This is a genomic window from Gordonia alkanivorans NBRC 16433 (genome assembly GCF_000225505.1).
GTDB classification, from domain to species: domain Bacteria; phylum Actinomycetota; class Actinomycetes; order Mycobacteriales; family Mycobacteriaceae; genus Gordonia; species Gordonia alkanivorans.
The window spans coordinates 69,967-93,975 of the sequence record NZ_BACI01000045.1; the positions used below are offsets into that span (position 1 = coordinate 69,967).

The 24,009-nt window shown below is 67.5% G+C and carries 22 protein-coding genes; 13 read left to right on the forward strand and 9 right to left on the reverse strand.

From position 1 onward, the window contains the following. Nucleotides 1–60: 60 nt before the first annotated feature. On the reverse strand, nucleotides 61–267 hold the full coding sequence (locus GOALK_RS06575) for a hypothetical protein (protein WP_006358022.1): 207 nt from the start codon (nucleotides 265–267) through the stop codon (nucleotides 61–63). Between the two features lie 140 nt (nucleotides 268–407). Between GOALK_RS06575 and GOALK_RS06580 the strand changes: the two genes are divergently transcribed. Continuing rightward, a complete protein-coding gene (locus GOALK_RS06580) occupies nucleotides 408–653 on the forward strand; it encodes a DUF6480 family protein (RefSeq protein WP_006358023.1) in 246 nt (81 codons plus the stop codon). 297 nt (nucleotides 654–950) lie between these two features. Here GOALK_RS06580 and GOALK_RS06585 read toward each other — a convergent pair whose 3' ends face one another. Beyond that, a complete protein-coding gene (locus GOALK_RS06585; protein ID WP_006358024.1) occupies nucleotides 951–1,994 on the reverse strand; it encodes an NAD(P)-dependent alcohol dehydrogenase in 1,044 nt (347 codons plus the stop codon). 199 nt (nucleotides 1,995–2,193) lie between these two features. Between GOALK_RS06585 and GOALK_RS06590 the strand changes: the two genes are divergently transcribed. Both GOALK_RS06590 and pgfA read left to right on the forward strand, forming a co-directional pair. Further along, on the forward strand, nucleotides 2,194–3,570 hold the full coding sequence (locus GOALK_RS06590; RefSeq protein WP_006358025.1) for an ABC1 kinase family protein: 1,377 nt from the start codon (nucleotides 2,194–2,196) through the stop codon (nucleotides 3,568–3,570). A gap of 104 nt (nucleotides 3,571–3,674) precedes the next feature. Continuing rightward, entirely contained in the window at nucleotides 3,675–5,033 is a 1,359-nt protein-coding gene (gene pgfA, locus GOALK_RS06595) for a cell envelope lipid trafficking protein PgfA (RefSeq protein ID WP_035753681.1), read from the forward strand. 321 nt (nucleotides 5,034–5,354) lie between these two features. Here pgfA and GOALK_RS06600 read toward each other — a convergent pair whose 3' ends face one another. After that, a complete protein-coding gene (locus tag GOALK_RS06600) occupies nucleotides 5,355–6,317 on the reverse strand; it encodes an alpha/beta hydrolase (RefSeq protein WP_006358027.1) in 963 nt (320 codons plus the stop codon). Nucleotides 6,318–6,727: 410 nt separating this feature from the next. On the opposite strand from GOALK_RS06600, the gene GOALK_RS06605 reads away from it, so the two are divergent. The 6 genes from GOALK_RS06605 to GOALK_RS06630 all read left to right on the forward strand — a co-directional run bounded on the left by GOALK_RS06605 (nucleotide 6,728) and on the right by GOALK_RS06630 (nucleotide 15,627). Further along, nucleotides 6,728–8,206 carry an amidase gene (locus GOALK_RS06605; RefSeq protein ID WP_040004048.1) on the forward strand — a complete coding sequence of 493 codons (1,479 nt, stop codon included), beginning with the start codon at nucleotides 6,728–6,730 and terminating at the stop codon, nucleotides 8,204–8,206. A 75-nt stretch (nucleotides 8,207–8,281) separates the two neighbouring features. Then, nucleotides 8,282–9,943 (forward strand): FAD-binding dehydrogenase, encoded by a 1,662-nt coding sequence (locus tag GOALK_RS06610; protein ID WP_006358029.1) that lies wholly within the window; start codon nucleotides 8,282–8,284, stop codon nucleotides 9,941–9,943. Between the two features lie 115 nt (nucleotides 9,944–10,058). Further along, nucleotides 10,059–11,063 carry a Dyp-type peroxidase gene (locus GOALK_RS06615; protein WP_006358030.1) on the forward strand — a complete coding sequence of 335 codons (1,005 nt, stop codon included), beginning with the start codon at nucleotides 10,059–10,061 and terminating at the stop codon, nucleotides 11,061–11,063. Between the two features lie 50 nt (nucleotides 11,064–11,113). Continuing rightward, a complete protein-coding gene (locus GOALK_RS06620) occupies nucleotides 11,114–11,914 on the forward strand; it encodes a family 1 encapsulin nanocompartment shell protein (protein WP_006358031.1) in 801 nt (266 codons plus the stop codon). 63 nt (nucleotides 11,915–11,977) lie between these two features. After that, nucleotides 11,978–13,711 (forward strand): ABC transporter ATP-binding protein, encoded by a 1,734-nt coding sequence (locus tag GOALK_RS06625; protein WP_006358032.1) that lies wholly within the window; start codon nucleotides 11,978–11,980, stop codon nucleotides 13,709–13,711. Then, nucleotides 13,708–15,627: an ABC transporter ATP-binding protein gene (locus tag GOALK_RS06630; RefSeq protein WP_006358033.1), complete on the forward strand. Its 1,920-nt coding sequence runs from the start codon at nucleotides 13,708–13,710 to the stop codon at nucleotides 15,625–15,627. The genes GOALK_RS06625 and GOALK_RS06630 overlap by 4 nt, the downstream gene beginning before the upstream one ends. A 101-nt stretch (nucleotides 15,628–15,728) precedes the next feature. Here GOALK_RS06630 and GOALK_RS06635 read toward each other — a convergent pair whose 3' ends face one another. Further along, nucleotides 15,729–16,424 carry a hypothetical protein gene (locus GOALK_RS06635; protein ID WP_006358034.1) on the reverse strand — a complete coding sequence of 232 codons (696 nt, stop codon included), beginning with the start codon at nucleotides 16,422–16,424 and terminating at the stop codon, nucleotides 15,729–15,731. A 46-nt stretch (nucleotides 16,425–16,470) separates the two neighbouring features. On the opposite strand from GOALK_RS06635, the gene GOALK_RS06640 reads away from it, so the two are divergent. Further along, nucleotides 16,471–17,040: a YdeI/OmpD-associated family protein gene (locus GOALK_RS06640; RefSeq protein ID WP_006358035.1), complete on the forward strand. Its 570-nt coding sequence runs from the start codon at nucleotides 16,471–16,473 to the stop codon at nucleotides 17,038–17,040. 44 nt (nucleotides 17,041–17,084) lie between these two features. Here the strand turns inward: GOALK_RS06640 and GOALK_RS06645 are convergent, their stop codons facing one another. The 3 genes from GOALK_RS06645 to rnhA are packed head-to-tail and all read right to left on the reverse strand — an operon-like array spanning nucleotide 17,085 to nucleotide 19,332. Continuing rightward, nucleotides 17,085–17,876, reverse strand: coding sequence for an SDR family oxidoreductase (locus tag GOALK_RS06645; protein WP_006358036.1), 792 nt, complete (start codon nucleotides 17,874–17,876; stop codon nucleotides 17,085–17,087). A gap of 59 nt (nucleotides 17,877–17,935) precedes the next feature. Next, nucleotides 17,936–18,847, reverse strand: a complete 912-nt coding sequence (locus GOALK_RS06650) for a D-isomer specific 2-hydroxyacid dehydrogenase family protein (protein ID WP_006358037.1) — start codon at nucleotides 18,845–18,847, stop codon at nucleotides 17,936–17,938. Next, nucleotides 18,844–19,332 (reverse strand): ribonuclease HI, encoded by a 489-nt coding sequence (gene rnhA / locus GOALK_RS06655; RefSeq protein WP_006358038.1) that lies wholly within the window; start codon nucleotides 19,330–19,332, stop codon nucleotides 18,844–18,846. The genes GOALK_RS06650 and rnhA overlap by 4 nt, the downstream gene beginning before the upstream one ends. Before the next feature lie 117 nt (nucleotides 19,333–19,449). Here rnhA and GOALK_RS06660 point away from each other — a divergent pair, with 117 nt between their 5' ends. The 3 genes from GOALK_RS06660 to GOALK_RS06670 all read left to right on the forward strand — a co-directional run bounded on the left by GOALK_RS06660 (nucleotide 19,450) and on the right by GOALK_RS06670 (nucleotide 22,166). Continuing rightward, complete coding sequence (locus GOALK_RS06660; RefSeq protein ID WP_006358039.1) at nucleotides 19,450–20,217, forward strand: methyltransferase domain-containing protein; 768 nt, start codon at nucleotides 19,450–19,452, stop codon at nucleotides 20,215–20,217. A 101-nt stretch (nucleotides 20,218–20,318) separates the two neighbouring features. After that, a complete protein-coding gene (locus GOALK_RS06665; RefSeq protein WP_006358040.1) occupies nucleotides 20,319–21,605 on the forward strand; it encodes a glycoside hydrolase family 183 protein in 1,287 nt (428 codons plus the stop codon). A gap of 21 nt (nucleotides 21,606–21,626) precedes the next feature. Beyond that, nucleotides 21,627–22,166 carry a DUF1697 domain-containing protein gene (locus tag GOALK_RS06670; protein WP_006358041.1) on the forward strand — a complete coding sequence of 180 codons (540 nt, stop codon included), beginning with the start codon at nucleotides 21,627–21,629 and terminating at the stop codon, nucleotides 22,164–22,166. Nucleotides 22,167–22,179: 13 nt separating this feature from the next. Here the strand turns inward: GOALK_RS06670 and GOALK_RS06675 are convergent, their stop codons facing one another. After that, nucleotides 22,180–22,656, reverse strand: coding sequence for a hypothetical protein (locus tag GOALK_RS06675; protein ID WP_006358042.1), 477 nt, complete (start codon nucleotides 22,654–22,656; stop codon nucleotides 22,180–22,182). Between the two features lie 58 nt (nucleotides 22,657–22,714). Then, the gene (locus GOALK_RS06680; RefSeq protein ID WP_006358043.1) at nucleotides 22,715–23,986 is read right to left on the reverse strand and encodes an acyl-CoA dehydrogenase family protein; all 1,272 of its coding nucleotides are present in this window, start codon (nucleotides 23,984–23,986) and stop codon (nucleotides 22,715–22,717) included. Nucleotides 23,987–24,009 lie beyond the last annotated feature (23 nt).

The window sequence follows — 24,009 nt, forward strand, 5'->3', positions numbered from 1 at the left end:
ACTCCTGCCCTCCTGGCGCTCGACGGTTGTGGAATCCACCGACGGCCTCCTCGGCGCTGGTCAGTCCGGCGGCTCGGGGTCGCCGGACGCAGGTGCCTCGAGATCGTCCTCGTCGTCGGATGTGGATGTCGGTTCAGCCGACGTCGGCTTCTCATCGGGTTCGTCGACGTGTTCCGCCTCGAGTTCGTCGACCTTGCGGCGCGCGTCGTCGGGTGTCTGGTCCGGTGTGCCGGTCTCGGCCGGCTCCATCGGAAGCTCTTCGGACATGTAGGGCCTTCACCACCAATCCGTTTCGGGTATCCGTCAGATGTCCGGTTTCCCGGTACGGACGTCTTCCAAACGCCGCCCCACGCCCCACGCGCTGGACTCGAAGTGTGGGACCCCGGTGACGCGGGTATGCGACCGACATGTCAGACGAACCGCGCGAGTCCATGGACCCGGCACCGGAAGAGACACCCGACCTCGAGGCCGGTGGCGGCGTCGCCCCCGGCGACACCCCTCCCGATACCCCTCAGACGTCAGGCCTTTCGCACGAACAACCCGATCGGACCAAACGCTTCCCGGCCGGCGGGGTCGGCGCATTGCTGGGCGTCGGGCTGCTGGTGATCGCGATGGTGGTGATCATCATCGGGCTCATCACGATGGTCTTCTGAGGTCCGATCGGCCCGTCGGCGATCCGGAAGGATCGTCGAGGACCTGGCGTCGTGCCGAATTCCGTTGCGCCAGGGCACCATCTGTGTCGCGCCCACCCCCTCATGAGTGAAGGGAAGTTCGACGTGTCGCGGCGCATCGGTGCGTTGCTCGACCGGCGCGAGTTCCGTTGACGTCATGCGCGGCCGCCTCCTCGAGGTTGGTGCGGATTGTTCCGCGTACGGATTCCCAGCAACGAGTACATCAAACATCCGGCCCGGCCGCCGGTTGAGCGGACCGGGCCGAGACGAGTCGTCGGGTCAGAGCGTGGCCGTGTCGATGACGAACCGGTAGCGCACGTCCGAGGCGACCACCCGGTCGTACGCCTCGTTGATCCGGTCGGCGGAGATCACCTCGATCTCGGCACCGATACCGTGCTCGGCGCAGAAGTCGAGCATCTCCTGGGTCTGGGCGATCCCACCGATCATCGAACCGGAGAAGCTTCGGCGCTTGCCGATCAGCGCGCCCGCCGGGACCTCGATCGGATGTTCGGGCAGACCGAGTTCGACGAGCGTGCCGTCGAGCGCGAGCATACCGAGGTACTTCCCGATGTCGAGGTTGGCCGACACGGTGTTGAGGATGAGGTCGAACCGCCCCCGCAACTCGCGGAAGGTCTGCGGATCACTCGTCGCGTAGTAGTGGTCGGCGCCCAGGCGCAGCCCGTCCTCCATCTTCTTCAGCGACTGCGACAGGACCGTCACCTCCGCGCCGAGTGCGTGCGCGATCTTGACGCCGACGTGTCCGAGACCGCCGAGCCCGATGACGGCCACCTTCTTGCCGGGACCCGCCTCCCAGTGTCGCAGCGGCGAATACAGGGTGATCCCGGCGCACAGCAGCGGAGCCGCCACGTCGAGCGCGATGCCCTCCGGGATGCGGCAGACATAGTTCTCGTCGACGACGATGGACGTGCTGTATCCACCGTGGGTGCGTTGCCCGTCACGGCCGGTCGCGTTGTAGGTTCCGGTGTTTCCCCGCTCGCAGTACTGCTCCTCACCGAGGCGGCACGGCTCGCATTCACGACAGGAGTCGACGAAACAGCCGACGCCGACACGGTCGCCGACAGCGTAGCGGGTGACGCCCGCACCGACGGCCGAGACCGTACCGGCGATCTCGTGCCCCGGCACCACCGGGAACTTGGTGCCGTTCCACTCGTTTCGCGCCGTGTGGATGTCGGAGTGGCAGATGCCGGCGTAGGCGATGGCGATCGCGACGTCGTTCGGCCCGAGGTCGCGTCGCTCGATCGTGGTCGGTTCGAGCGGGCGATCCGCTGCCGTGGCTATGTACGCGTTGACCGTCGTGGGCATACGGGGATCTCCTAGGGGGTGGGGTGCTAGAGGGTGTCGACACTGTTCGCGGTCGAAGGACCGATGCGCGAGGGCGCATGGGTCGGCACGGAACAAGTCTGCCGTCGTCCGTGCGTCTCCGCCACCTCGGCACGTCGGAGCCCGACGCAGCCCGTGGAGACACTGGATCGGACATCGATGTTCGTTACAATGGCCGACGGTGACTATCAACAGCTCGGTCGACGACGGCCGGCGCACGCAGTTGCACCCGGTGTCGCCCATCGCCGAGGTCACGCGATTCGGGACGACCACTGCGCACGCGGCTGCGGGCCTCGGACGCTTCGTCCTCCACACGGCAGGCGACGCGCTGCGCGGTCGCGCACCCAGTGCTGCGCGCGTCGCGCATGAACTACGCGCCACCTTCGAACATCTCGGCCCGACGTATGTGAAGCTCGGGCAGCTCATCGCCTCCAGTCCCGGCGTCTTCTCCGACGCCCTCTCCTCGGAATTCGAGTCGCTGCTCGACCGCGTGAAGCCGGCCGATCCCGACGCGATGCGCGCACAGTTCGTCGCCGAACTCGGCCGCCCGCCCGAAGAGGTGTTCGCACAGTTCGATCCGGTGCCGATCGCCTCGGCGTCTATCGCCCAGGTCCACACCGCGACCCTGCACAGCGGCGACGAGGTGGTCGTCAAGATCCAGCGACCCGGGATCGCCGACCGCCTGGCCCCCGACGTCGCGATCCTCGAGAGGGTCGCCGGTCTCGTCGAGATCTCCGAGTACGGCCGGATGCTCAGTGCACGCCATGTCGTCGAGGACTTCGCGGCCGGTCTGGACGCCGAACTCGATTTCCGGATCGAGGCCGACACCATGCGCGAGTGGTTCGACTGCCTACAGCCGGGCCCCTTCGGCGACCGCGTCCGCGTGCCGCGCGTCTACGACGAGTTCACGACGCCGCGCGTGCTGACGATGGAGCGCATCCACGCGGTCCGGATCGACGACGCCGCGGCGGTCCGGGCGGCCGGGCACGACGGCGTCGCGCTGTGCCGCAACCTCTTGTTGTCGCTGCTCGACTCGGCATTCCACGGCGGTCTCTTCCACGGTGACCTGCACGCCGGGAACGTCCTCGTCGACGACGCCGGGAAGATCGTGCTGCTCGACTTCGGCATCGTCGGGCGGTTCACGCCCCGCACCCGTCGCATCCTCCGCCAGCTCGTCGTCGACCTGGTGGTCCGCGCGGACTACGAATCCGCGGGTCGAGCGATCTTCTTGCTCGGCGCCGTGCACAAGCCCGGGTCGACCACCAAGGGCGCCGAGGACATCAAGAAGGTGACGACCCCGTTGTCGACGACCGATCTGGGCTCGATGTCCTACACCGACCTGGGCCGACAGCTCGCCGCGGTGGCCAAGGCCCACGACGCCCGACTCCCCCGCGAGCTGGTTCTGGTCGGCAAACAGCTGCTGTACGTCGAGAAGTACACGAAGCTCCTGGCCCCGAGGTGGAAAGCGATGTCCGACAAGGAGATTTACGGGTATATGGCCGGGATCCTGAAGGAGGCCGAACGCGATCGGCGCGCCGACCCGACCCGCACGAACTGATGCACGATCGCGAATCCCGGCATGTCGGGCCTACTGACGCGTACGGAACGCGAGACGCCCGCTAGGGTGATACCGATTACGCTGCTGATTCACAGGAGTCACACATGAGACGTTTCGTGCCGGCACTGCTGGCCTTTTTCGGTGCCGCGTTCCTCGCGGTCGCCCTTGCCATCCCGCTGTACCTGGTGCCGACGCTGAAGGTGGTGCCACTCGACCTCGACATCACCTCGGATGCCACGACCGTCGCCGCCGACGGGTCCACCGGTGACCGCTTCCCGGCGGTGATCTTCGACCGTTGCTCGGTGTCGGAGGATCGTGCCCGCACATTCGAGGCGCATCTCACCCAGCAACGCCGCTCGGTGATCGTCGAGCCTTCGGACAGCCGCCAGGCGACTCTGCAGTCCGCGCAGACCGTCCTGATCGACCGCCTGCGCGACGCCGACGGTCAGGAGACCGAGCCCACCGTCGCCGCTGCCGGCGAGACCCGTACCTGTAAGGACGGCCTGCTCACCGCGAGCATCGACCGCGTGTCGGTGAACCGCAAGACGTCGGTCCCCAACGGTGCCGTGAGTTCGCTGCAGCTCGAGGCCGTGCCGCCGGGCGGCAACGTCAACGACGTCTCGGTCGCCCTGGACAACCGCAAGGGCTTCCAGTACAAGTTCGGGTTCGACGTCCAGCAGCGCGACTACCTCTACTACGACCTCAACACCCGCCAGGACTGCACCGCGAAGTTCCAGGACGAGGTCGAGATCAAGGGCATCAAGACCCTTCACTTCGCCTGCGACGTCCCGGAGAAGGACCTGTCGAGCCTGCCGAACGCCCAGGGCGAAGCCGCCCTCGGCACCATGCTGACGATGCCTGCCAAGTGGTGGGGCATCAGCGGTCAGGGCGTCCGCCCGAACGATCCGATCACGATGCACCGCCACGCTGCGGCGGTGCGCCACGTCTACGTCGAGCCGATCACCGGCACCATCGTCGACGGCCGTGAGGATCAGCACCAGTACTTCAAGTCGCCCGACCAGAGCGAGTCCAACCCCGAGGTCGTCCGCAACTTCCGCATGGACGCGCTGAAGGGCACCTTCAAGTGGGCCGACGGGATCGTCACCAAGCAGGCCGACACCGCCAGCGGTTACGTGACGCAGCTGAAGCTCCTGGGCTTCTGGCTGCCGATCGTCCTCGGCGTGCTCGGCGTGATCATGCTGGCGCTTGCGGCCTTCATGTTCTTCCGCGGACGTCGCGACGACGCCGCCGTGGCCACCGCAGGCCCGGCTGCCACCGCGCCCGCCGCAGATGACCGCCGGACTTCCATGATCAAGCGGGACGGTCCGGCGGCCGGTACCGCATCGTCGGCCGGCAACCCGTGGGAGCGGCCGACCGAGCAGATCCCGAAGGTCGACGGCGGCGAACCGCCCGCCGACGACTCGTCGACGCGCTCCTTCCGCAAGCAGCCGCCGCCCGAGTAGGGCCAGCTGCCAGAACGACCACCGCGGGTGCATCCGGATCACCGGATGCACCCGCGGTGTTTTCGTATGGGTGCAGATGTAGCGAAAGGTGTCGGTCGGCGATACGTTCCGCTGCATCTGCCCTCGGGCGCTCCCGTCGCGAACCCTCACCAGCCCTTCGAGACGGCCCCTCCGCAAGCTCCGGGACCTCCTCAGGGAGCCGGACGAGAGGCTCCGCAAGCTCCGGGCCGCATGCCACCCGCACAACAACAAGGGCCGGTGACCCGAAGGTCACCGGCCCTTGCCGTTGTCTCTATGAAGTTGCGAGACCGTCTACGCGGCTCAGAAGAACGCCGGGCGGAAGGTCTTGGCCCACGACTCCTTGAAGGTGCTCTGCCAGTAGTCCCACCAGTGCGCACCGTCCGGGGTGATCCGGGTGGTGAGCTTGACGCCCGGAACGAGCGCGACGCGGCCGACGTACAGCTGGCTGCTGGTCGACGCGGCGACCTCCAGCGGGATCATCTGCGCGAACTTGACCGGGTCGAAGTTGCTGCTGGTCGGGTTGACCGACGAGTCGTACTTGCTGCCGACGCCGCTACCGGACGAGATGTAGACGTGCTTGCCGGCCAGGTTGCCCGCGCTCAGGAACGGGTCGTTCTGGAACCAGCTGCCGGCCGGGTAGAAGCCCCACATGTTGGACGGGTTGCCGCCCATCTCGATGACCGAGGCCTGGATGCCCTGGGTGAAGCCCGGCAGGGTGACCGTCGGGTAGCCGCTGTAGGAGGCCACCGCTTGGTAGAAGCCCGGGTGACGCGACGCGAGGTTGAGCGCCGAGGTGCCCGACATCGACAGGCCGGCGATGCCGTTGCGACGGTTGTCGCTGCCATGGCGGGCGGCCATGTAGCGCGGCAGCTCGCGGGTCAGGAAGGTCTCCCACTTGTTGTTGCCGAGCTTGGGGTCGAAGGACTGCCAGTCGGTGTAGAAGCTGCCGCCGCCGCCGAACGGGATGGCGACGTTGGTGCCCTTGCCCGCCATGTAGCGGGCGACATCGGTGTTGATGAGCCAACCGCTGTTGTTGTTGGGGGCACGCAGGCCGTCGAGGAGGTACAGCGTCGGCTTCGGTCCGCCGCCACCAGCCGAGACGATGCACACGGGCACGGTCCGGTTCATGGCGTTCGAGCGGACGTACTCGACGTTGCAACCATTGGCTGCGGACGCCGGCGGAGCTGCGACCAGCGTGGCACCTGACACGGCCACGAGAGCCACGAGTCCGGCGACGAGGCGCTTACGGGCGCGAGTCAGCATTCGTCAGTTTTCCTTTGGATCTCGGCCGGAGTCGGCCGCTTCTGGGTCTTGCCTACCGGGTACTGCGGAAGTCATACGTAGGGGGATTCTATTGATCCCCGTCAGGAGCGGTACCCGTCGTTGTGAAGTGTAACGGCACGATAACGTCGCGGCAAAGGCTGGACGGGCCTTCGTGACACCGATGGGCAGTGGTGCGCGTCACATCTGCCTCATTGTGAACAGCTCATATGACCCATATGCGGCACAAGGGTCGGATTTTGCCCTCTGAACGGACGAAATTGTCGCGACCGCACCGTTATTCGTTTGGGTGGTTAACGGTGATGTGGGGATCAGCTCGATCACCGAGGCAGCCGTATCGGCCAACCAGGCCGCACCCCGACCCCGCACTCATTAGGGTCGGGGCCGTGGACATGGGTGAATACCTCGGCGCCGACGCCACCGCCCTCGCCGGGCTCGTCGCATCGGGTGAGGTCACGGCTGCCGAACTCCTCGACCTGGCGCGGGCCCGTGCCGCCGCGGTGAACCCCGACCTGAATGCGATCGTCATCCCGATCGAGGCCGAGGCCGACCACCGGGCCCGCACAGAGCTGACCGGCCCGTTCGCCGGCGTTCCCTTCCTGATCAAGGACCTCGCGCAGGACTACCGCGGCTATCCGACGACGCGCGGCTCCCGGTCGCTGGCGCGGCACGTCGCCACCGAGCACGCGACGGTCGTCCAGCGCTTCCTCGACGCCGGGCTGGTGGTCTTCGGCAAGACCAACACCCCGGAGTTCGGTTCCAAGGCGATCACCGAATCCGACCTGTGGGGTCCGGCGCGCAACCCCTGGAACCTCGACGTGACCCCCGGCGGCTCATCCGGGGGCAGCGCTGCGGCCGTGGCCGCCGGCGCCGTACCCGCAGCCGGTGCCAACGACGGCGGCGGCTCCATCCGCATCCCGGCGGCCTGTACCGGACTCGTCGGACTGAAGGCGTCGCGCGGCCTGATGCCGTTCGGACCCGCCACCGGCGAGCCGCTCTTCGGGATGGGCGTCGAGGGCGTCGTGACCCGCACGGTGCGCGATGCGGCCGCGCTCTACGACGCGATCATCGGGCCCACCGCGTCGTCGACCTATCCCGCACCCCTCCACACCGAGTCGTTCACGGCGCGGATCGCCACTCCCCCGCGGCTGCTGCGGATCGGGTTCACCACCCGTTCGGCCATCAACCCGGCACCTCATCCCGAGGCGGTCGCGGCCGTCGAGCACGCCGCGCAGCTGCTCACCGAACTCGGCCACCATGTAGAGGAGGTGGACCCGCCGCACGACGACGCGGAGCTGGCACGCGACTTCCTCGAGATCTGGTTCGCCAAGGCGGCCGCCCAGGTCGACGAGGCACGCCGCCTGTCCGGCGCGGGGGACGCCGACTTCGAGGCGGACACGCTCGCCCTCGCCGAGATCGGCCGGGCGGCCGGGGTCGTGCCGCTCTTCCGGGCACTCGACCACGTCAACCACCACGTTCGCGCTCTCGAACGCTTCCACGACACGCACGACCTGCTCCTGACCCCGACCCTCGCCGTTCCGCCGCCGGCCGTCGGGTCGATGACGACCCCGCCGCTCCTGCAGCGGGCGGCCCGGCTCGCGGCCCGCGCCCGCGTGGGGAAGGTGATGTCGCGGGTGGGGATCGTCGACCAGCTCATCGAGGAGAACCTCGGCTGGGTGCCCTACACGCAGCTGGCGAACATGACCGGACGTCCGGCGATCAGTGTGCCGCTGCACTGGACCGGGACCGGGCTTCCGCTCGGGGTCCAGTTCGTCGGCCGGTTGGGCGCCGACGGTGATCTCCTGGCGCTCGCCGCATCCCTCGAAGACGCCGCGCCGTGGTTCCACCGGTACGCCGACATCTCGGTGTGACGCGGCGCTAGTGTTCTCTCTGGATCGCGTGTCCGGGTGGGGACAGGCGGCACATCGACGCGGTGAGGAGTTGTCGTGACGAAGCAGGTGGCCGACGCGGTGGTCGTCGGTGCGGGTCTGGCGGGTCTGGTCGCGACATATGAGCTCACCAAGGCCGGACGACGCGTGGTGGTCGTCGACCAGGAGAACCACAACAATCTTGGCGGACAGGCATTCTGGTCGCTGGGCGGACTCTTCATGGTCGACACCCCCGAACAGCGCAGGCTCGGCATCTCCGACTCCGCGGACCTCGCCCTGCAGGACTGGATGGGGTCGGCGGGATTCGACCGCGACGACGAGGACTACTGGCCGCGTCAGTGGGCCCGGGCCTATGTCGACTTCGCGGCGACCGAGAAGCGGCAGTATCTGCACGATCTCGGGCTGCGCATCACCCCGATCGTCGGCTGGGCCGAACGCGGTGGCGGCTTCGCCGACGGGCACGGCAATTCCGTGCCACGCTTCCACCTCACCTGGGGCACCGGCCCCGAGGTCGTCCGGATCTTCGCCGAACCGGTCCTCGAGGCCGAGAAGCGAGGGCTCGTCGAGTTCCGGTTCCGCCATCGCGTCGACGAACTCATCATCGAAGACGGCGTCGCCGCAGGTGTGCGGGGCGCCACCCTCGCACCGACCGACCTCGAACGCGGCAAGGCGTCGAATCGCGATGTGGTGGGCGACTTCGAGATTCGCGCCGGATCGGTCATCGTGACGTCCGGCGGCATCGGCCACAACCATGACCTCATCCGCAAGAACTGGCCGGTGGACCGTCTCGGCCCCGCACCCAAGACGATGATCTCCGGCGTCCCGGCACATGTCGACGGACGCATGCTGGGGATCAGCGAGGACGCCGGTGCGAGCATCGTCAACCGCGACCGCATGTGGCACTACACCGAGGGCATCCACAACTGGGACCCGATCTGGCCGGACCACGCCATCCGGATCATCCCGGGACCGTCGTCGTTGTGGCTCGACGCCAACGGCAACCGCCTCGCGCCGCCGAACTTTCCCGGCTTCGACACGAACTCGACGATGAAGGCGATCCTGGCCGCCGGTCACGACTACTCGTGGTTCATCCTCACCCAGTCCATCGTCGAGAAGGAGTTCATGCTCTCGGGTTCCGAACAGAACCCCGACATCACCTCCAAGGACCTCAAGCTGGCCGCGAAGAGCCGACTCGCCAAGGGCGCCGCCGGACCGGTGGATGCCTTCGTGCGCAACGGCATCGACTTCGTCGTCGCCGACAACCTGCCCGAGCTGGTCAGCGGGATGAACGCGATCGCCCGCGGCCCCGAGCTCGATCTCGCGCACATCGAACGCGTCATCTCCGCCCGCGACGCCGAGGTGGAGAACAAGTTCTCCAAGGACGCCCAGCTGATGGCGATCAACAACGCCCGACAGTTCATCGGCGACAGGATCGTTCGGGTGGCCAAGCCCCACCGGATCCTCGACCCCGCGCACGGCCCGCTGATCGCGGTGCGGCTCAACGTCCTCACCCGCAAGACCCTCGGCGGCCTCGAGACCAACCTCGACTCGCAGGTGCTGCGACCCGACGGCAGCGCGTTCGACGGCCTGTTCGCGGCCGGCGAGGTCGCGGGTTTCGGCGGCGGCGGTGTGCACGGCTACAACGCCCTCGAGGGCACCTTCCTGGGCGGGTGCATCTTCTCCGGACGTGCCGCCGGAAGGGCCGTCGCGCGCAGCTGATCTCGACGTCCCGGCACGGCGGTTCGGGACGGCTCCGAAAAGGGTTGCCTGCCCTACTTTTTGACGGCACGGTCGGCGATCCCATTTCGGACATGGGTCGGCTAGGGTATTGGGCGTGCCCGTGCCGCAGACGATCCTGACGCGTAAGACCAAGTCGGCGATCTTTCTCGTCCTCACCATCAACGACGGTGGCGAGGACACGGTTCGTGATGTGCTGGAGGAGATCCCGGGACTGAACAACGCGGTGTCCTCGCGCGCACCGGAGGCAGCGTTGGCCGGCATCGTCTCGATCGGCTCCGATGCCTGGGACCGGTTGTTCGACGGCCCCCGCCCGCGTTCGCTGCGGCCTTTCGTCCCCTACGAGGGCGCGGTCCACACCGCGCCGGCGACCCCCGCGGATCTGCTGGTCCACATCAAGTCGGACCAGATGGACCTGTGCTTCGAACTCGGCCGCCTCATCACCGACGCCCTCGGCGACGCGGTGACCGTCGTCGACGAGGTGCACGGCTTCCGCTACTTCGACCTGCGCGACCTCATCGGATTCGTCGACGGCACCGAGAACCCCGTGGGACAGGCAGCGATCGACGCGATCACGGTGGGAGACGAGGACCCCGCCTTCGCCGGCGGCAGCTACGTCGCCATCCAGCGCTACGTCCACGACCTCTCGTCGTGGAACGACCTGAGCACGAGTGAGCAGGAAGCCGCGATCGGGCGCACCAAGCTCGACAACGTCGAGATGTCCGACGACGTGAAACCCCCCAACTCCCACATCGCGCTCAACAAGGTCGAGGACGAGAACGGCGAGGAGATCGACGTCGTCCGCGACAACATGCCCTACGGCGACGTCTCCGGGAACGGCGAGAACGGCACCTTCTACATCGCCTACTCCGCCGGCCCCGACGTCACCGAGGAGATGCTGCGCAAGATGTTCATCGGCGATCCGCCGGGTACCTACGACCGCCTCCTCGACTTCACCACCGCTGTCACCGGGTCGCAGTTCTTCACCCCGACCCTCGACTTCCTCGAGGACCTGCCGCCCGCACCCGGCACAGTCGAGCCCACCGTCGCGGCCCCGGCCCGCCGCACCGACGGTTCCCTGGGGATCGGTTCCCTGCACTAGCGCCACCACAGACAGACCATCGCCCGACACCACCGCACCAGGAGGCCACCATGAACAACCTGCACCGCGAGCTCGCTCCCATCTCCGATGCCGCGTGGGCGGAGATCGAGGAGGAGGCGACCCGGTCGTTCAAGCGGAACATCGCCGGCCGCCGGCTCGTCGACGTGAAGGGCCCGATGGGGGCCGACACGGCCGCGGTGACGCTGGGCCATCGCAGCAAGATCGACTCGCCGGCCGACGGCATCCAGGCGTTCATCAGGCGGACGCAGTCGCTGGTCGAGTTGAAGGTGCCGTTCACCGTCTCGCGGGAGGCCATCGACGATGTGGATCGCGGTGCGCAGGACTCCGACTGGGACCCGGTCGTCGAGGCCGCACGCCAACTCGCGCTCGCCGAGGACCGCGCGATCTTCGAGGGTTACGCGGCGGCGTCGATCACCGGCATCCGCTCCGAGGCCACCGCGACCCCGATCCAGCTGCCCGAGGACGTCCGCGACTACCCGGAGGCCGTCAGCCAGGCATTGACCACGCTACGGCTCGCCTCTGTCGACGGGCCGTACTCCGTCGCCATGTCGGCCGACGTGTACACGCAGGTCAACGAGACGTCGAACCACGGATACCCCATCCGCCAGCACATCCAGCGGCTCCTCGACGGGGACATCGTGTGGGCGCCGGCGATCCGCGGCGCATTCGTCATGAGCACCCGCGGCGGCGACTTCGAACTGACGATCGGGCAAGACGTGTCGATCGGCTACGACTCCCACGACGCCGACGTGGTGAACCTCTACTTCCAGGAATCGTTCACCTACCTCACCCACACCGGGGAGGCGGCCGTCGCGTTGTTCGGCGGCTGATCGACGGGAGACCGACGTTCGCCCTTTAGCGGAGGCAACTAGTCTGGCGCAGGTGATCGTGCCATGTTGACCCGCCTCATCAGTACGTACCTGCAGCGGTACCGCATCAACATCGTCATGGTGGTGTCGCTGCAGCTCGTGGCGACCGCGGCGATGCTGTACCTGCCGAGCCTCAACGCCGACATCATCGACAACGGCGTGGCGACCGGCGACACCGGTTACATCATGCGCATCGGCGGCTGGATGCTGCTGGTGAGCGTCGTGCAGATCGTGGCGACGATCATCGCGCAGTTCTTCGGCGCCCGGGCCGCTCTCGGTGTGGGCCGCGACATCCGCGGCGACCTGCTGCACCGGGTGAACTCGTTCTCGGCCCGTGAGGTCGGCACCTTCGGCGCACCGTCGTTGATCACGCGCACCACCAACGACGTCCAGCAGGTGCAGATGTTGATCGTGATGAGCAGCGCGATCCTCGTGATGGCTCCCATCATGTGCTTCGGCGGGATCATCATGGGTATTCGCGAGGCCCCGGCACTGTGGTGGGTCATCGCGATCGCGGTGCCGATTCTCGGGCTGTCGATGGGTCTCGTCATCGCCCGCATGATTCCCGGGTTCCGGTCGATGCAGGAACGCATCGACGCGGTGAATCGTGTTCTGCGCGAACAGATCACCGGTATCCGCGTGGTACGCGCCTTCGTCCGTGAAGAGTACGAGCGGAAGCGTTTCGGCTCCGCCAACGACCATCTCGCCGACGCCACGCTACGGGTCGGCAAGCTGATGGCGCTGATGTTCCCGCTGGTCTTGGTGATCACGAACGTCACGATCGTCGCGGTCATCTGGTTCGGCGGGCACGCAGTGTCGGACGGCAGCGTCGAGATCGGCGCGCTCACCGCGTTGATGAGCTACGTGATGCAGATCCTGATGTCGGTCATGATGGCGTCGTTCCTGGCCATGATGGCGCCGCGCGCCGCGGTGTGCGCCGAGCGCATCACCGAGGTCCTCGACACCGAGACCTCGGTGCATCCGCCGAGCGACCCGATCGGATTCGCCGGCCATCCCGGAACCGTCGAGTTCGACGCCGCCGAGTTCCGCTATCCCGGCGCCGACGATCCGGTGCTGAGCGGCATCTGCTTCCGCGTGACGCCGGGAACCACGACCGCCATCGTCGGTTCGACCGGGTCCGGCAAGACGACGCTCCTCGGACTCGTGCCCCGCCTCATCGACGCCACCGAGGGCAGGGTCAGCGTCGGCGGCACCGACGTGAAGCGACTCGATCCCGACGAACTGCGTTCGGTGATCGGCTTGGTCCCGCAGCGGCCGTACCTGTTCTCCGGGACCATCCGGTCCAACATCCTGCACGGCAAGTCCGACGCCACCGACGACGAGATCTGGGCGGCGCTGCGCATCGCCCAGGCCGACGAGTTCGTCTCGGCGATGCCCGACGGCCTCGACACCCGCGTCGCCCAGGGCGGCACCACCGTCTCCGGCGGACAGCGGCAACGGCTCGCGATCGCGCGTGCACTGGTCCGGCGCCCCGCGATCTACCTGTTCGACGACTCGTTCTCGGCCCTCGACCTCACCACCGACGCCAGATTGCGGGCGGCGCTGCGTCCGGCTACCCGCGACGCGTCGGTGATCGTGGTCGCGCAACGTATCTCGACCATCGTCGACGCCGAGCAGATCGTCGTCCTCGACCGGGGCCGCGTCGTCGGCATCGGCACACACGACGACCTGCTGACCTCGTGTCCCACCTACGCCGAGATCGCCGAATCCCAGCTGGCCATGGAGGAGCGCGCATGACCCGCCCGGGTGGACCGATGGCCGCCGGCGGCCCCGAGTCCAAGCCGCGCTCGTTCTGGCCGTCGATCAAACGGGTTGTCGCCCAGCTCGGTTCGTACCGCGGCCTGATGACGGTCACCCTCACCTCGATCGTCGGTTCGGTCATCCTGCTGGCCATCGCGCCACGCGTCCTCGGTCACGCAACCGACCTGGTCTTCAACGGCGTCATCGGCCGGATGTTGCCTGCGGGACTGTCGAAGGACCAGGCGGTGGCCGGTCTGCGCGACCGGGGCGACGACACCTTCGCCGACATGGTCTCGTCGATGGACGTGACGCCCGGCGTCGGAGTCGATTTCGGCGACGTCGGCCGCGTCCTGCTGATCACCCTCGTGATGTACGTCGTGGCGTCGGGGCTGGCGTGGCTGGCCGCGTACCTGCTGAACATCATCGTGGTGGAGACGATCCGGGAGCTCCGCGCGCAGGTCGAGGAGAAGGTCCACCGCCTGCCGCTGCGCTACTACGACACGATGCCGCGCGGCGAGCTGCTCAGCCGGGTCACCAACGACCTCGACAACCTGTCGCAGAGCATGCAGCAGACCGTCGCCCAGTTCGTGAACTCGGTGCTGACGGTCATCGCACTGCTGGTGATGATGATCTGGATCTCGCCACTGCTGGCCCTCATCGCAGTGGCGACCGTCCCGCTGGCGATCATCGCGACCACCGTCATCGCGAAGCGCTCCAAGCCGCACTTCTCCGCACAGTGGGCGTCGACCGGTGCCCTCAACGCCCAGGTCGAGGAGGCCTTCACCGGCCACGAACTGGTGACCGCGTTCGGTCGTCAGCGCGAGATCGAGGCGACCTTCGACCAACGCAACGAGAAGCTGTACCAGTCGAGTTGGCGTGCACAGTTCATCTCCGGCGTCATCATGCCGACCATCATGTTCCTCGGGAATCTCAACTATGTGGCGGTCGCCGTCGTCGGCGGTCTGCGCGTGGCGTCGGGTTCGCTGAGCCTCGGTGAGGTACAGGCATTCATCCAGTACTCCCGCCAGTTCACACAGCCGCTCACCCAGATCGGGTCGATGATCAACCTGATGCAGAGTGGTGTCGCGTCGGCCGAGCGCATCTTCGACATCCTCGACGCCGAGGAGCAGACCCCCGACGCGGCGAACCCGAAGACCCCCGCGGTCGACCACGGCCTCATCGAGTTCGACGACGTCTCGTTCCGCTATGTCGAGGACAAGCCACTCATCGAGAACCTGACCCTGACAGCGCGTCCCGGGCACATGGTTGCGATAGTCGGCCCGACCGGCGCCGGCAAGACCACCCTGGTCAACCTGATCATGCGGTTCTACGACGTCGACTCCGGGACCATCCGCGTCGACGGCGTGGACTCCGCCGAGATGACCCGCGACGACCTGCGCGAGCGCACCGGCATGGTGCTGCAGGACTCGTGGCTGTTCGGCGGGACGATCTACGACAACATCGCCTACGGTGACCCCTCCGCCTCCCGGGAGGAGGTGCTCGAGGCCGCACGGATGAGCCACGTCGACCACTTCGTCCGGACCCTCCCCGACGGTTACGACACGGTCCTCGACGACGAAGGCGGCGGCGTCAGTGCCGGTGAGCGACAACTCATCACGATCGCCCGGGCCTTCCTCGCCCGGCCCACGATCCTCATCCTCGACGAGGCGACCAGTTCCGTCGACACCCGCACCGAGCTGCTCATCCAGAAGGCGATGGCCAACCTGCGCACCGATCGCACGAGTTTCGTTATCGCACACCGTCTCTCGACGGTCCGCGACGCGGATGTGATCGTGGTGATGGAGAACGGCCACATCGTCGAGCAGGGCAACCACGAGGAACTCCTCGCCGCCCGCGGCGCCTACTGCCGCCTCTACGAGAGCCAGTTCACCGGGGCGATCGAGGCGGGCTGACCTCCCGCTCCCCGAGGTGCGAAGACCGTGGGTAGTCACCAGGGGGCAGGTGTCGCCTTTCGTATCGCCCGGCGACACGAAAGGCGACATCTGCCGCGAGCTCAGTCTCCGCGCCCCCGCTCGAGCTCCCCGGCGATCTGGCGCTCGAGGCGTTCGGCGGCCAAGGGCGGCACGTCGATGAGCCCGTCGAGTTCGGCGCGCGCCTTCTTGTACGCGGCCTGGCGTTCCGCGGCGGTGGCACCCGAGTCGGAGGCGACGCTGATCAGCTTGCGGGCGCGGTCGAGCGCTTCCCGTTCGATCGGCGAGAAGCCGGCCTGCTTGCGGCGTCGTGCCTCGCGTTCGGCCGCGTCGAAGGCCGCGGCATAGTCACCGACTGCCTCGCGATAGTCGGCGAAGTCGACCGGGGCGAGAGTCGTCTCGGTATCACCTGCACGCGGGGGTTCCGGGCGCAGGTCGTCGGCGTGGACCCGCGCGCGATGGAAGGCGAGGGTGAGTGGTTCTCGCATGTCGGTCATGAGGGGGTACTCGATGAGCGTGGCCAGGTCGAGCTCGTAGGCGAACCATTTCTCGTTGAGCACATCGTGCTGTTTGAGTGTCTTGCGGAGTTGCTCGAGGGACGTCGTGGTCAGTTTCAGCTGTTCGGTCTGGGCGGCGGCCTTGATCCGGGCCAGTTCGATCTTGTCCTTGCGCCGCTTCTCGTTGTACTTCGCGATCGACCCGGCCCAGCCGCCGACGACACCACCGATGGGGAAGATCAGCCACCAGTTGTTGCTCGCGAACTCGAGAATGCCGGTCACGTTCTCAACTGTACCGAGACCGGCGGTCCGCGATTAGGGTGAACGCATGGCCGATCCGCGTGCGCCACAGCTCGCCGTCGACACCCTCGACGAGTGGCGAGAGTGGTTGCGCGACAACCACCAGAGCTCGTCCGGTGTGTGGCTCATCTTCTGGCGCAAAGACTCCGGACGCGAGCCGCTCGACTACGACGAAGCGGTCCGGGAGGCGCGCTGCTGGGGCTGGATCGACGGCCACAGCCGTGTCTTCGACGACGCGCGGCGCGGCCTGTGGTTCACGCGGCGTGGCCGCAACAGTCCGTGGGCGGCGTCGAACAAGGCGCGGGTCGCCGACCTGATCGAGTCCGGCCGCATGCAACCGGCCGGCCAGGCGGTCATCGACGACGCCAAAGCACGTGGCCTGTGGACCATCTTCGACGACGCCGAGGCCGGCATCGAGCCCCCCGAACTCGCCGCCGCCCTCGACGCGGACCCGACGGCCCGCGCCAGCTGGGACGCCTTCCCACCCAGCGCCCGGAAGATGGGGCTGGCTCAGATCGCGCTGGCGAAGAGACCCGAGACCAAGACCAAGCGGATCGCGACCATCGTCGAGCAGGCCGCGCAGAACATCCGCCCCTGACTGTCGGCTGAGCCCTCCCCGCTGGTTGAGCCCCGTCGAAACCCCTACAGGTCCGGGATCGGCAGGTCCAGGTTGGGGGCGATGATCCCGCCGTCGACCTCGAGGATCTTGCCGGTCACGTACGCGCCCGCCGGCGATGCGAGGTAGAGCGCGGCGGCGGCGATGTCCTCCGGCTCGCCGAGCCGGTGCATCGGGGTGGCACTCTCCACGGCGGTCCGCATCTCGTCGTTGCCTGCGACGATCTCCAGCGACGAGGTGAGGATCGCGCCCGGCGCGATGCCGTTGACCCGGATCTTCGGGTTCAGGTCCATCGCGGCGATCCGGGTGTAGTGCGCCAGAGCGGCTTTCGCGGTTCCGTAGGCGGCATACGCGCGACCGGGCACCCGGCCGACGGCCGAGGTGATGTTGATGATCGAGCCGTGACCGGTCGTCGCGAGCATCTGCTTGGCGCCGGCCACGACGAGCGCGTGAGCGTTGGCGACGTTGAAGTCGAAGGCGTCGACGAGGTGCTTGGGAGTGGTGTCGAGGAGCGGCCGGGGCATCGCGCCGCCGACGTTGTTGACGATCGTGTCCAGCCGCCCGAACTCCTCCACCGCCGCCTGGGCGAGCGCGGCGGCGGCGTCGGCATTGCTGAGATCGACCGGGACGACGTGGGCGCGCCGCCCGGCGTCGGCGATCTGTCCGGCCACCTGGTCGAGGTCGAACTCGCTGCGCGCCGCGATCACCACGTCGGCACCTGCCTGCGCGAAGGCCACGGCGATGGCCGCACCCAGGCCGCGACCGGCACCGGTGACGACGGCGACATGGTCATCGATACGGAATCTGTCGAGAATCACTCCCCGACCTTGCCACGAACGGGCCGGAAACGAGAACGTGTTCTAGAAACTGGCCTTGCTCAGTAGTCGCGGCCGGGTGTGACCACCGAGATCAGTTCCTCGCCCGCCGCGAATCGGCGCACGTTTTCGGCCAGCCACGGCGCCATCTCGCGTGTCAGGCCCGAGGCCGGGTTCGCGACGTGAGGAGTGATGATGACGTTCGGCAGCGACCACAGCGGGTGGTCCTCGGCCGGCGGTTCGGGATCGGTCACGTCGAGCGCCGCGCCGGCGATCTCACCGTCGACCAGCGCTCGGTACAAGGCCTCCTCGTCGACCAGCGGACCGCGCGCGATGCTCACGACCCACGCGTGACTCGGAAGTGCGGCAAGGGTTTCGGCGTTGATCATGTGCCGCGTCTTCGCCGTCGACGGCGCGGCGAGCACCACATGATCGACCGAGGACCACACCGAGTCCAGTTCGCTGGAGCGTCGCACCTCGTCGGCGCCGGGCACATCGCGGCCCGAACGGTTCACCGCGACGACACGCGCTCCGCACGCCTTCAACCGCGGGCCCAGCGACGCGCCGATGCCGCCGGCGCCGATGATGGCGACCGTCGAACCGTGCAGCGACCGCACCGAGGTGTCGATCCGCTCCTTGTCCCAGTGCCGCGTGACCGCGGTGTTGATCTGGCGGAGACCGGCGAGAAGCAGCGCGAGCGCGTGCTCGGCCACGTTCTCGGCGTAGAAACCGGCCGCGTTGGTCCAGACACGGCGGTTGTCGAGGAGGCCGGCATCCAGGAAGTCCTCGATACCCGCCGTCTTGAGGGCCACCCACTCGACGGCATCCGGCAGCTCGGGGAACTCGGCGGGCGGGCCGATCCAGACCAGTACCCGCGCCTCGTCGAGCCCGACGATCGTGCCGCCGGCGCCCTCGACTGCGGCGACGAGGTGCTCGTCCCGGTTGGGCTCGACGGCGACGGGCAGGCTGCTCACCGGGTGACCGCCCGGGCCGCGGTGGTCGCGAGTTCGTCGGCGATCTCGTTGAAGTGGTCACCGGCGTGACCCTTCACCCAGCGCCACTCGACCTCGTGACGCTTCTCCTCCTCGATGAGGCGGCGCCACAGGTCGGCGTTCTTCACCGGCTTCTTGTCCTTGGTCTTCCAGCCGTTCGCCTGCCAGCCGGCGACCCACTTCATGATGCCGTTCCGCACATAGGTGGAGTCGGTGTAGATGATCACCTTCGACGGCCTGGTCAGCGCGGCGAGACCCTCGATGGCAGCGGTGAGTTCCATCTTGTTGTTCGTGGATTCGGGTTCCGACCCGGAGATCCGCTTCTCGGTGCCCTTGTACCGCAGAACCGCACCCCACCCGCCGGGCCCGGGGTTGCCCAGGCATGCGCCATCGGTGGATATCTCCACGACAGCCGCACCATCGGTGCTGGTCGGGTTCTCGGAAGAAGGGTTCGCGGGATCTGTCACGCAGGGAAGCCTACGGCAGCGCCACGACGACTCCCCAGACCGATCCTGTCGCAGAACCACGCCGGCCGAAGCTCTCGCTCCGTGACACCACCCCCGCCGGACCCCTAGTGTGGACACATGGCTGTCTGGGATCCAGCACGCTATCTGCAATTCGCCGACGACCGGTCGAGACCCTTCCTCGACCTGATCGCGCAGATCCCCACCAATCCCACGACGATCGTCGATCTCGGATGCGGCCCGGGTCATCTCACCAAACATCTGCGCGCCCAGTGGCCGAGCGCCGAGATCCTCGGCATCGACGAGTCCGCGGCCATGATCGACCGTGCCATCAGCGACAACTTCGATCCACGCGCCAACTTCGACGTCGCCGACGTGGTCGACTGGACACCGCACCGCACGTTCGACCTGATGATCTCGAACGCGATGTTCCAGTGGGTCCCCGACCAGCTCGAGGTCATCGACCGTCTGCTGGGCCACCTCTCCGACGGCGGCGCCTTCGCGATCCAGGTCCCCAACGGGCACGACGCCCCGTTCCGCACCGCGCTGGCCGATCTCGCCACGACCGAACCGTTCGCCGAATCGCTGAGCGAGGTCAAGCCGCTCCCACGCCTCGACGCCGAGGACTACCTGCGGTTCTTCGTCGATCGCGGTTTCCGGGTGAACGCGTGGGAGACCACCTACCTGCATGTCCTTGGCGGCAACGATCCGGTGTTCGACTGGATCTTCAGCACCGGCGCCCGGTCGTACCTGCAGGCCTTGCCCACCCATCTGCGCGAGGAGTTCGTCCCCGAGCTCAAGCGTCGGCTCGCCGAGGCCTACCCTCGCCACGACTGGGGCACGCTCATGCCGTTCCGGCGCGCCTTCGCGGTCGCGACGCGCCACTAAGCGGCTCCCGGATCACGCCCCGGTCAAGCTTTGGCCACCTCCACCACTCGGACCTGCCACTTCTGCAACACTGGCATCAGCCGTAGCCACAGGGGGTCCCCATGTCCCGACGCAGCCGTGTACGCCTGCGCCCGTTCTCGCACGCCCTCGTGGTCGGTGGCGTGACCGTCGGCCTGGTCGCGGGCCTCCTCTCCGCGGCGGCCTCCCCCGCCGCCGCGGCGGTCTGCAACGTCACCGGCATCACCGGTGGCGACGTCGGCAGCACGGGCAGCTCCGGGTCCAGCGACCTCGGCTGGGGCAGCATCGACTTCGGTAGTTACCGCGCCGACGGCAAGAAGCCGCAGGGGCCGCTGCCCAAGCTCAAGGGCGCGACCACCGCCGTCTCGTGGGTCACCGGACCGCGGAGCCCTGAACGCACCGACGCCCGCTTCGGGATCACCGCCACCGACGTCGGGGTGCCGTGGGACAACGGTTCGGGTCAGGTCCTCATGGCCTTCGGCGACACCTGGGGTAAATGCGCCGGTCAGATGGTGTGGCGACACAACACGATGCTCCGCAGCGACGCGAACTCGAATCTCGACAAGGCCATCCGCTTCCCGACCGCCATACCCGGGTCGGTCCGCTCCGGCGCATCGGTGACGCCCGCGCATCCCACCTATTCGCAGCCGATGTTCAACGCAATAGGCGTCCGCAACACCGAGGTCGGACGCATCCCGACCGGCGGCATCTCGATCAACGGCACCCAGTTCCTGAGCTTCATGTCGATCCACAAGTGGCTGGGTCCGGGACGATGGGCCACCAACTACTCGGCGATCGCGGTGTCACGCAACAACGGTCAGACCTGGACCGTCGACAACAACACCATCCGTGCGAACCTCGAACTGACCGTGCCCGGCGTACCGCAGATCGCGCAGGGCCACAGCCGATTCCAGATGGGCGCCTTCCTGCGCAGCGGCGACTACATCTACCAGTACGGCACGCCCAACGGCCGGCACGGCTCGGCGTTCGTCGCTCGCTTCCGACCCGCGGACATCCTGAATCTGAGCCGCTACCAATACTTCCGGGGCGGCAACGCATGGTCGCCGAACCCGGCCGACGCCGCGCCGATCGTCGGGCGGCCGGTCAGCGAGATGTCGGTGGCCTACAACAACTACCTCAAGAAGTTCGTCATGCTCACCGAACGTGCCGGCACCGTCATGATGCGCACGTCCCCCACCCCGGTCGGCCCGTGGAGCGGCGAGCGCGTGCTCGTCTCCAACAAGCAGTCGAGCGGCCTGTACACGCCGTACATCCACCCACGTTCGAGCGGAAAGAATCTGTACTTCGTGGTGTCGCGCTGGGACGACTACAACGTGATGCTGGCGCGCACCGACCTGTCCAAGTTGTGAGGCCGCTGCCATCATGAACCGGTGAGCGAATCATCGACGACGCGCATCGTCCTCATCCGAGCGGTCAACGTCGGCGGCGCCAAGCTGCCGATGGCCGAACTACGGGAGATCGCAACCGAACTCGGAGCCACCGATGTCTCGACCTACATCGCGTCCGGCAATCTTCTCTGCTCACCACCGGGTGATCCCGCCGAGTTCGACCGTGCACTCGGGCACGAGATCGAGAAGCGCTACGGGTTCTTCCGCGAGGTCGTCAGTCGCACACCCGCCGAAGTGCGGGCAGCGCTCGACGCGCACCCCTTCGAGGTTGTCGACGACAAGTACTCCTACGTCTACTTCCTCGTCGCCGAACCCGATGCCGACAAGGCTGCCGCCTTCGAGGGGAAGGACTTCGGCGGTGACATCAAACGGGTGATCGGCTCCGATCTCCACATCCGCTACGCCGAGGGCGCCGGCCGGTCGAAACTCACCGCTCCTGCGATCGCGCGAGGGCTGGGTGTGCAGGGCACCGGCCGTAACCTGCGCACTGTGCGAAAGCTGCTGGATCTCACCGAGGGCTGACGAGATCTGCGGGTCAGCCGCGCGACAGGACCCGCGTCACGCGATCCAGGTCGGCGAGCTGATCCGACGTGGGCGCCTCCCACAGTTTCTTGGGCAGGGCCTCGAGCGCCTTGACCGCCGATTCGGCGCTGTCGAGGACCTCGGTGGCCTCGTCGCCACCGGTCTCGGCAGCCGCGATGAGCCGGTCGTCGAGTTCGAAGACCGCGTCGTCCAGCCGGTCGCGCGCCGACACCAGTTCCTCGTCGAGTGGGATGGCCGGATTGGCGTGCACGTCGGCGATCGCGTAACGAATACGCCGATGCAGCAATGCCTCTCGGCTGTTGTCAGTGGTCCAACTCGCCGGTGCGCGTCCTGGCCGGCCGGGGATGAGGTCGGTGGACCGCGCGAAGTTGCGCACCCGTTTGTCGGAGTCCCAGGCGAACCACGCCGCCCCGCCCAGGACGAACAGTGCGACCACCACGGTCGCGACGATGATGATGACCGCGATCATGACCGGATCACCCGATTCGGCACGCTTCGCACACGATCTCGCATGGTGTTCAGCCTACTCAGGCCGAGCCCACTCCCTTGGGCGCCTTGCCCGACATGAAACCGAACAGGTATCCGGCGACGCGTCGCATCTGGATCTCGTCGGCGCCCTCGGTGATGCGGTAACGCCGGTGGTGACGGTAGATGTGCTCGAACGGTTCGTGCCGCGAGTAACCCTTGCCGCCGAACACCTGCATGGCCTGATCGGCGGCGTCGCAGCACAACCGGTTGGCCTGGTAGTTGCACATCGACACCTCCGCCGACGCCGCGAAGTTGCCGTAGGTGTCCATCTTCCAGGCCGTCTCCCGGATGAGCGCGCGGACCATCGCGCAGCGCGTGTGCAGGTCGACGAGCGGGAACTGGATCGCCTGGTTGGTCGAGAGCTTCTTGCCGAACGGCGCCCGCTCGTTGGCGTACTCGACGGCACGGTTCACGCAGTATTGCGCCGCACCGAGACTCGAAGCGGCCTGCCGAATCCGGTTCTCGTTGAAGAAGTGCTGCACCACCTGCAAACCGGCGCCCTCCTCACCGAACACCGCAGACTCCGGCACCCGCACATCGCGCAGGCTGATGTGCGCGTGATCGGTGGGCATGTTGAACGTCCACAGGTACTCCTCGACAGCGAAACCCGGCGCCTGCGGGTCGACGAGAAACGCGGTGATACCCCGTGCGTCACCGGGTTCGCCGCTCGTGCGGGCGAAGACGATGTCGCGGTGGGCGGCGTGGATGCCGGTGTTCCAGGTCTTCTCGCCGTTGATGATCCAGTCGTCGCCGTCGCGAACCGCGGTCGTCTCCATGTACGTCGCGTCGGAACCGTGCTCGGGCTCGGTGATTCCGAAGGCGAAGAACTTGGTCCCGGCAGCGAGCCCCTCGACCCACTCCTCCTGCTGTTCGGGGGAGCCGTACGCCAGCATCAGCAGCAGTCCGATGTTGTTGCCGACGATGGCGTGCTCGTTCTGCAGATCGCAGTGCAGGCCCAGCCCTTTCGACGCGAGGTGCTCGCGGATGATCGCCATGGAGAGGTTCGATCCGTCGCGGCCACCGAACTCCTTGGGGAACGGGTAGCGGAAATGGCCCGCGGCGTCGGCCCGCCGACGCGCCTCGCCGAGCAGCGCCTCCCATTCCGCATTCGGCAGACCACCGCGCTCCCAGTCCGTGCGCGAGTCCTCACGCCGGTGGTCGAAGAACCGGATGTTGTCGTCGGCCTGCTCGAGCGGCTTGATCTCCGCCTCGATGAAGGCGTCGAGTTCTTCCAGGTAGTCGCTCAGCGACTCGGGCAGTGCGAAGTCCACGGTGAATCCTTCTCGATCGGGTG

What these genes read in the sequence shown, in the direction of transcription:
- GOALK_RS06575 (WP_006358022.1), bottom strand. Translation starts at nt 267, where the DNA reads ATGTCCGAAGAGCTTCCGATGGAGCCGGCCGAGACCGGCACACCGGAC.
- GOALK_RS06580 (WP_006358023.1), top strand. Translation starts at nt 408, where the DNA reads ATGTCAGACGAACCGCGCGAGTCCATGGACCCGGCACCGGAAGAGACA.
- GOALK_RS06585 (WP_006358024.1), bottom strand. Translation starts at nt 1,994, where the DNA reads ATGCCCACGACGGTCAACGCGTACATAGCCACGGCAGCGGATCGCCCG.
- pgfA (WP_035753681.1), top strand. Translation starts at nt 3,675, where the DNA reads ATGAGACGTTTCGTGCCGGCACTGCTGGCCTTTTTCGGTGCCGCGTTC.
- GOALK_RS06600 (WP_006358027.1), bottom strand. Translation starts at nt 6,317, where the DNA reads ATGCTGACTCGCGCCCGTAAGCGCCTCGTCGCCGGACTCGTGGCTCTC.
- GOALK_RS06605 (WP_040004048.1), top strand. Translation starts at nt 6,728, where the DNA reads ATGGGTGAATACCTCGGCGCCGACGCCACCGCCCTCGCCGGGCTCGTC.
- GOALK_RS06620 (WP_006358031.1), top strand. Translation starts at nt 11,114, where the DNA reads ATGAACAACCTGCACCGCGAGCTCGCTCCCATCTCCGATGCCGCGTGG.
- GOALK_RS06625 (WP_006358032.1), top strand. Translation starts at nt 11,978, where the DNA reads ATGTTGACCCGCCTCATCAGTACGTACCTGCAGCGGTACCGCATCAAC.
- GOALK_RS06630 (WP_006358033.1), top strand. Translation starts at nt 13,708, where the DNA reads ATGACCCGCCCGGGTGGACCGATGGCCGCCGGCGGCCCCGAGTCCAAG.
- GOALK_RS06640 (WP_006358035.1), top strand. Translation starts at nt 16,471, where the DNA reads ATGGCCGATCCGCGTGCGCCACAGCTCGCCGTCGACACCCTCGACGAG.
- GOALK_RS06660 (WP_006358039.1), top strand. Translation starts at nt 19,450, where the DNA reads ATGGCTGTCTGGGATCCAGCACGCTATCTGCAATTCGCCGACGACCGG.
- GOALK_RS06665 (WP_006358040.1), top strand. Translation starts at nt 20,319, where the DNA reads ATGTCCCGACGCAGCCGTGTACGCCTGCGCCCGTTCTCGCACGCCCTC.
- GOALK_RS06675 (WP_006358042.1), bottom strand. Translation starts at nt 22,656, where the DNA reads ATGATCGCGGTCATCATCATCGTCGCGACCGTGGTGGTCGCACTGTTC.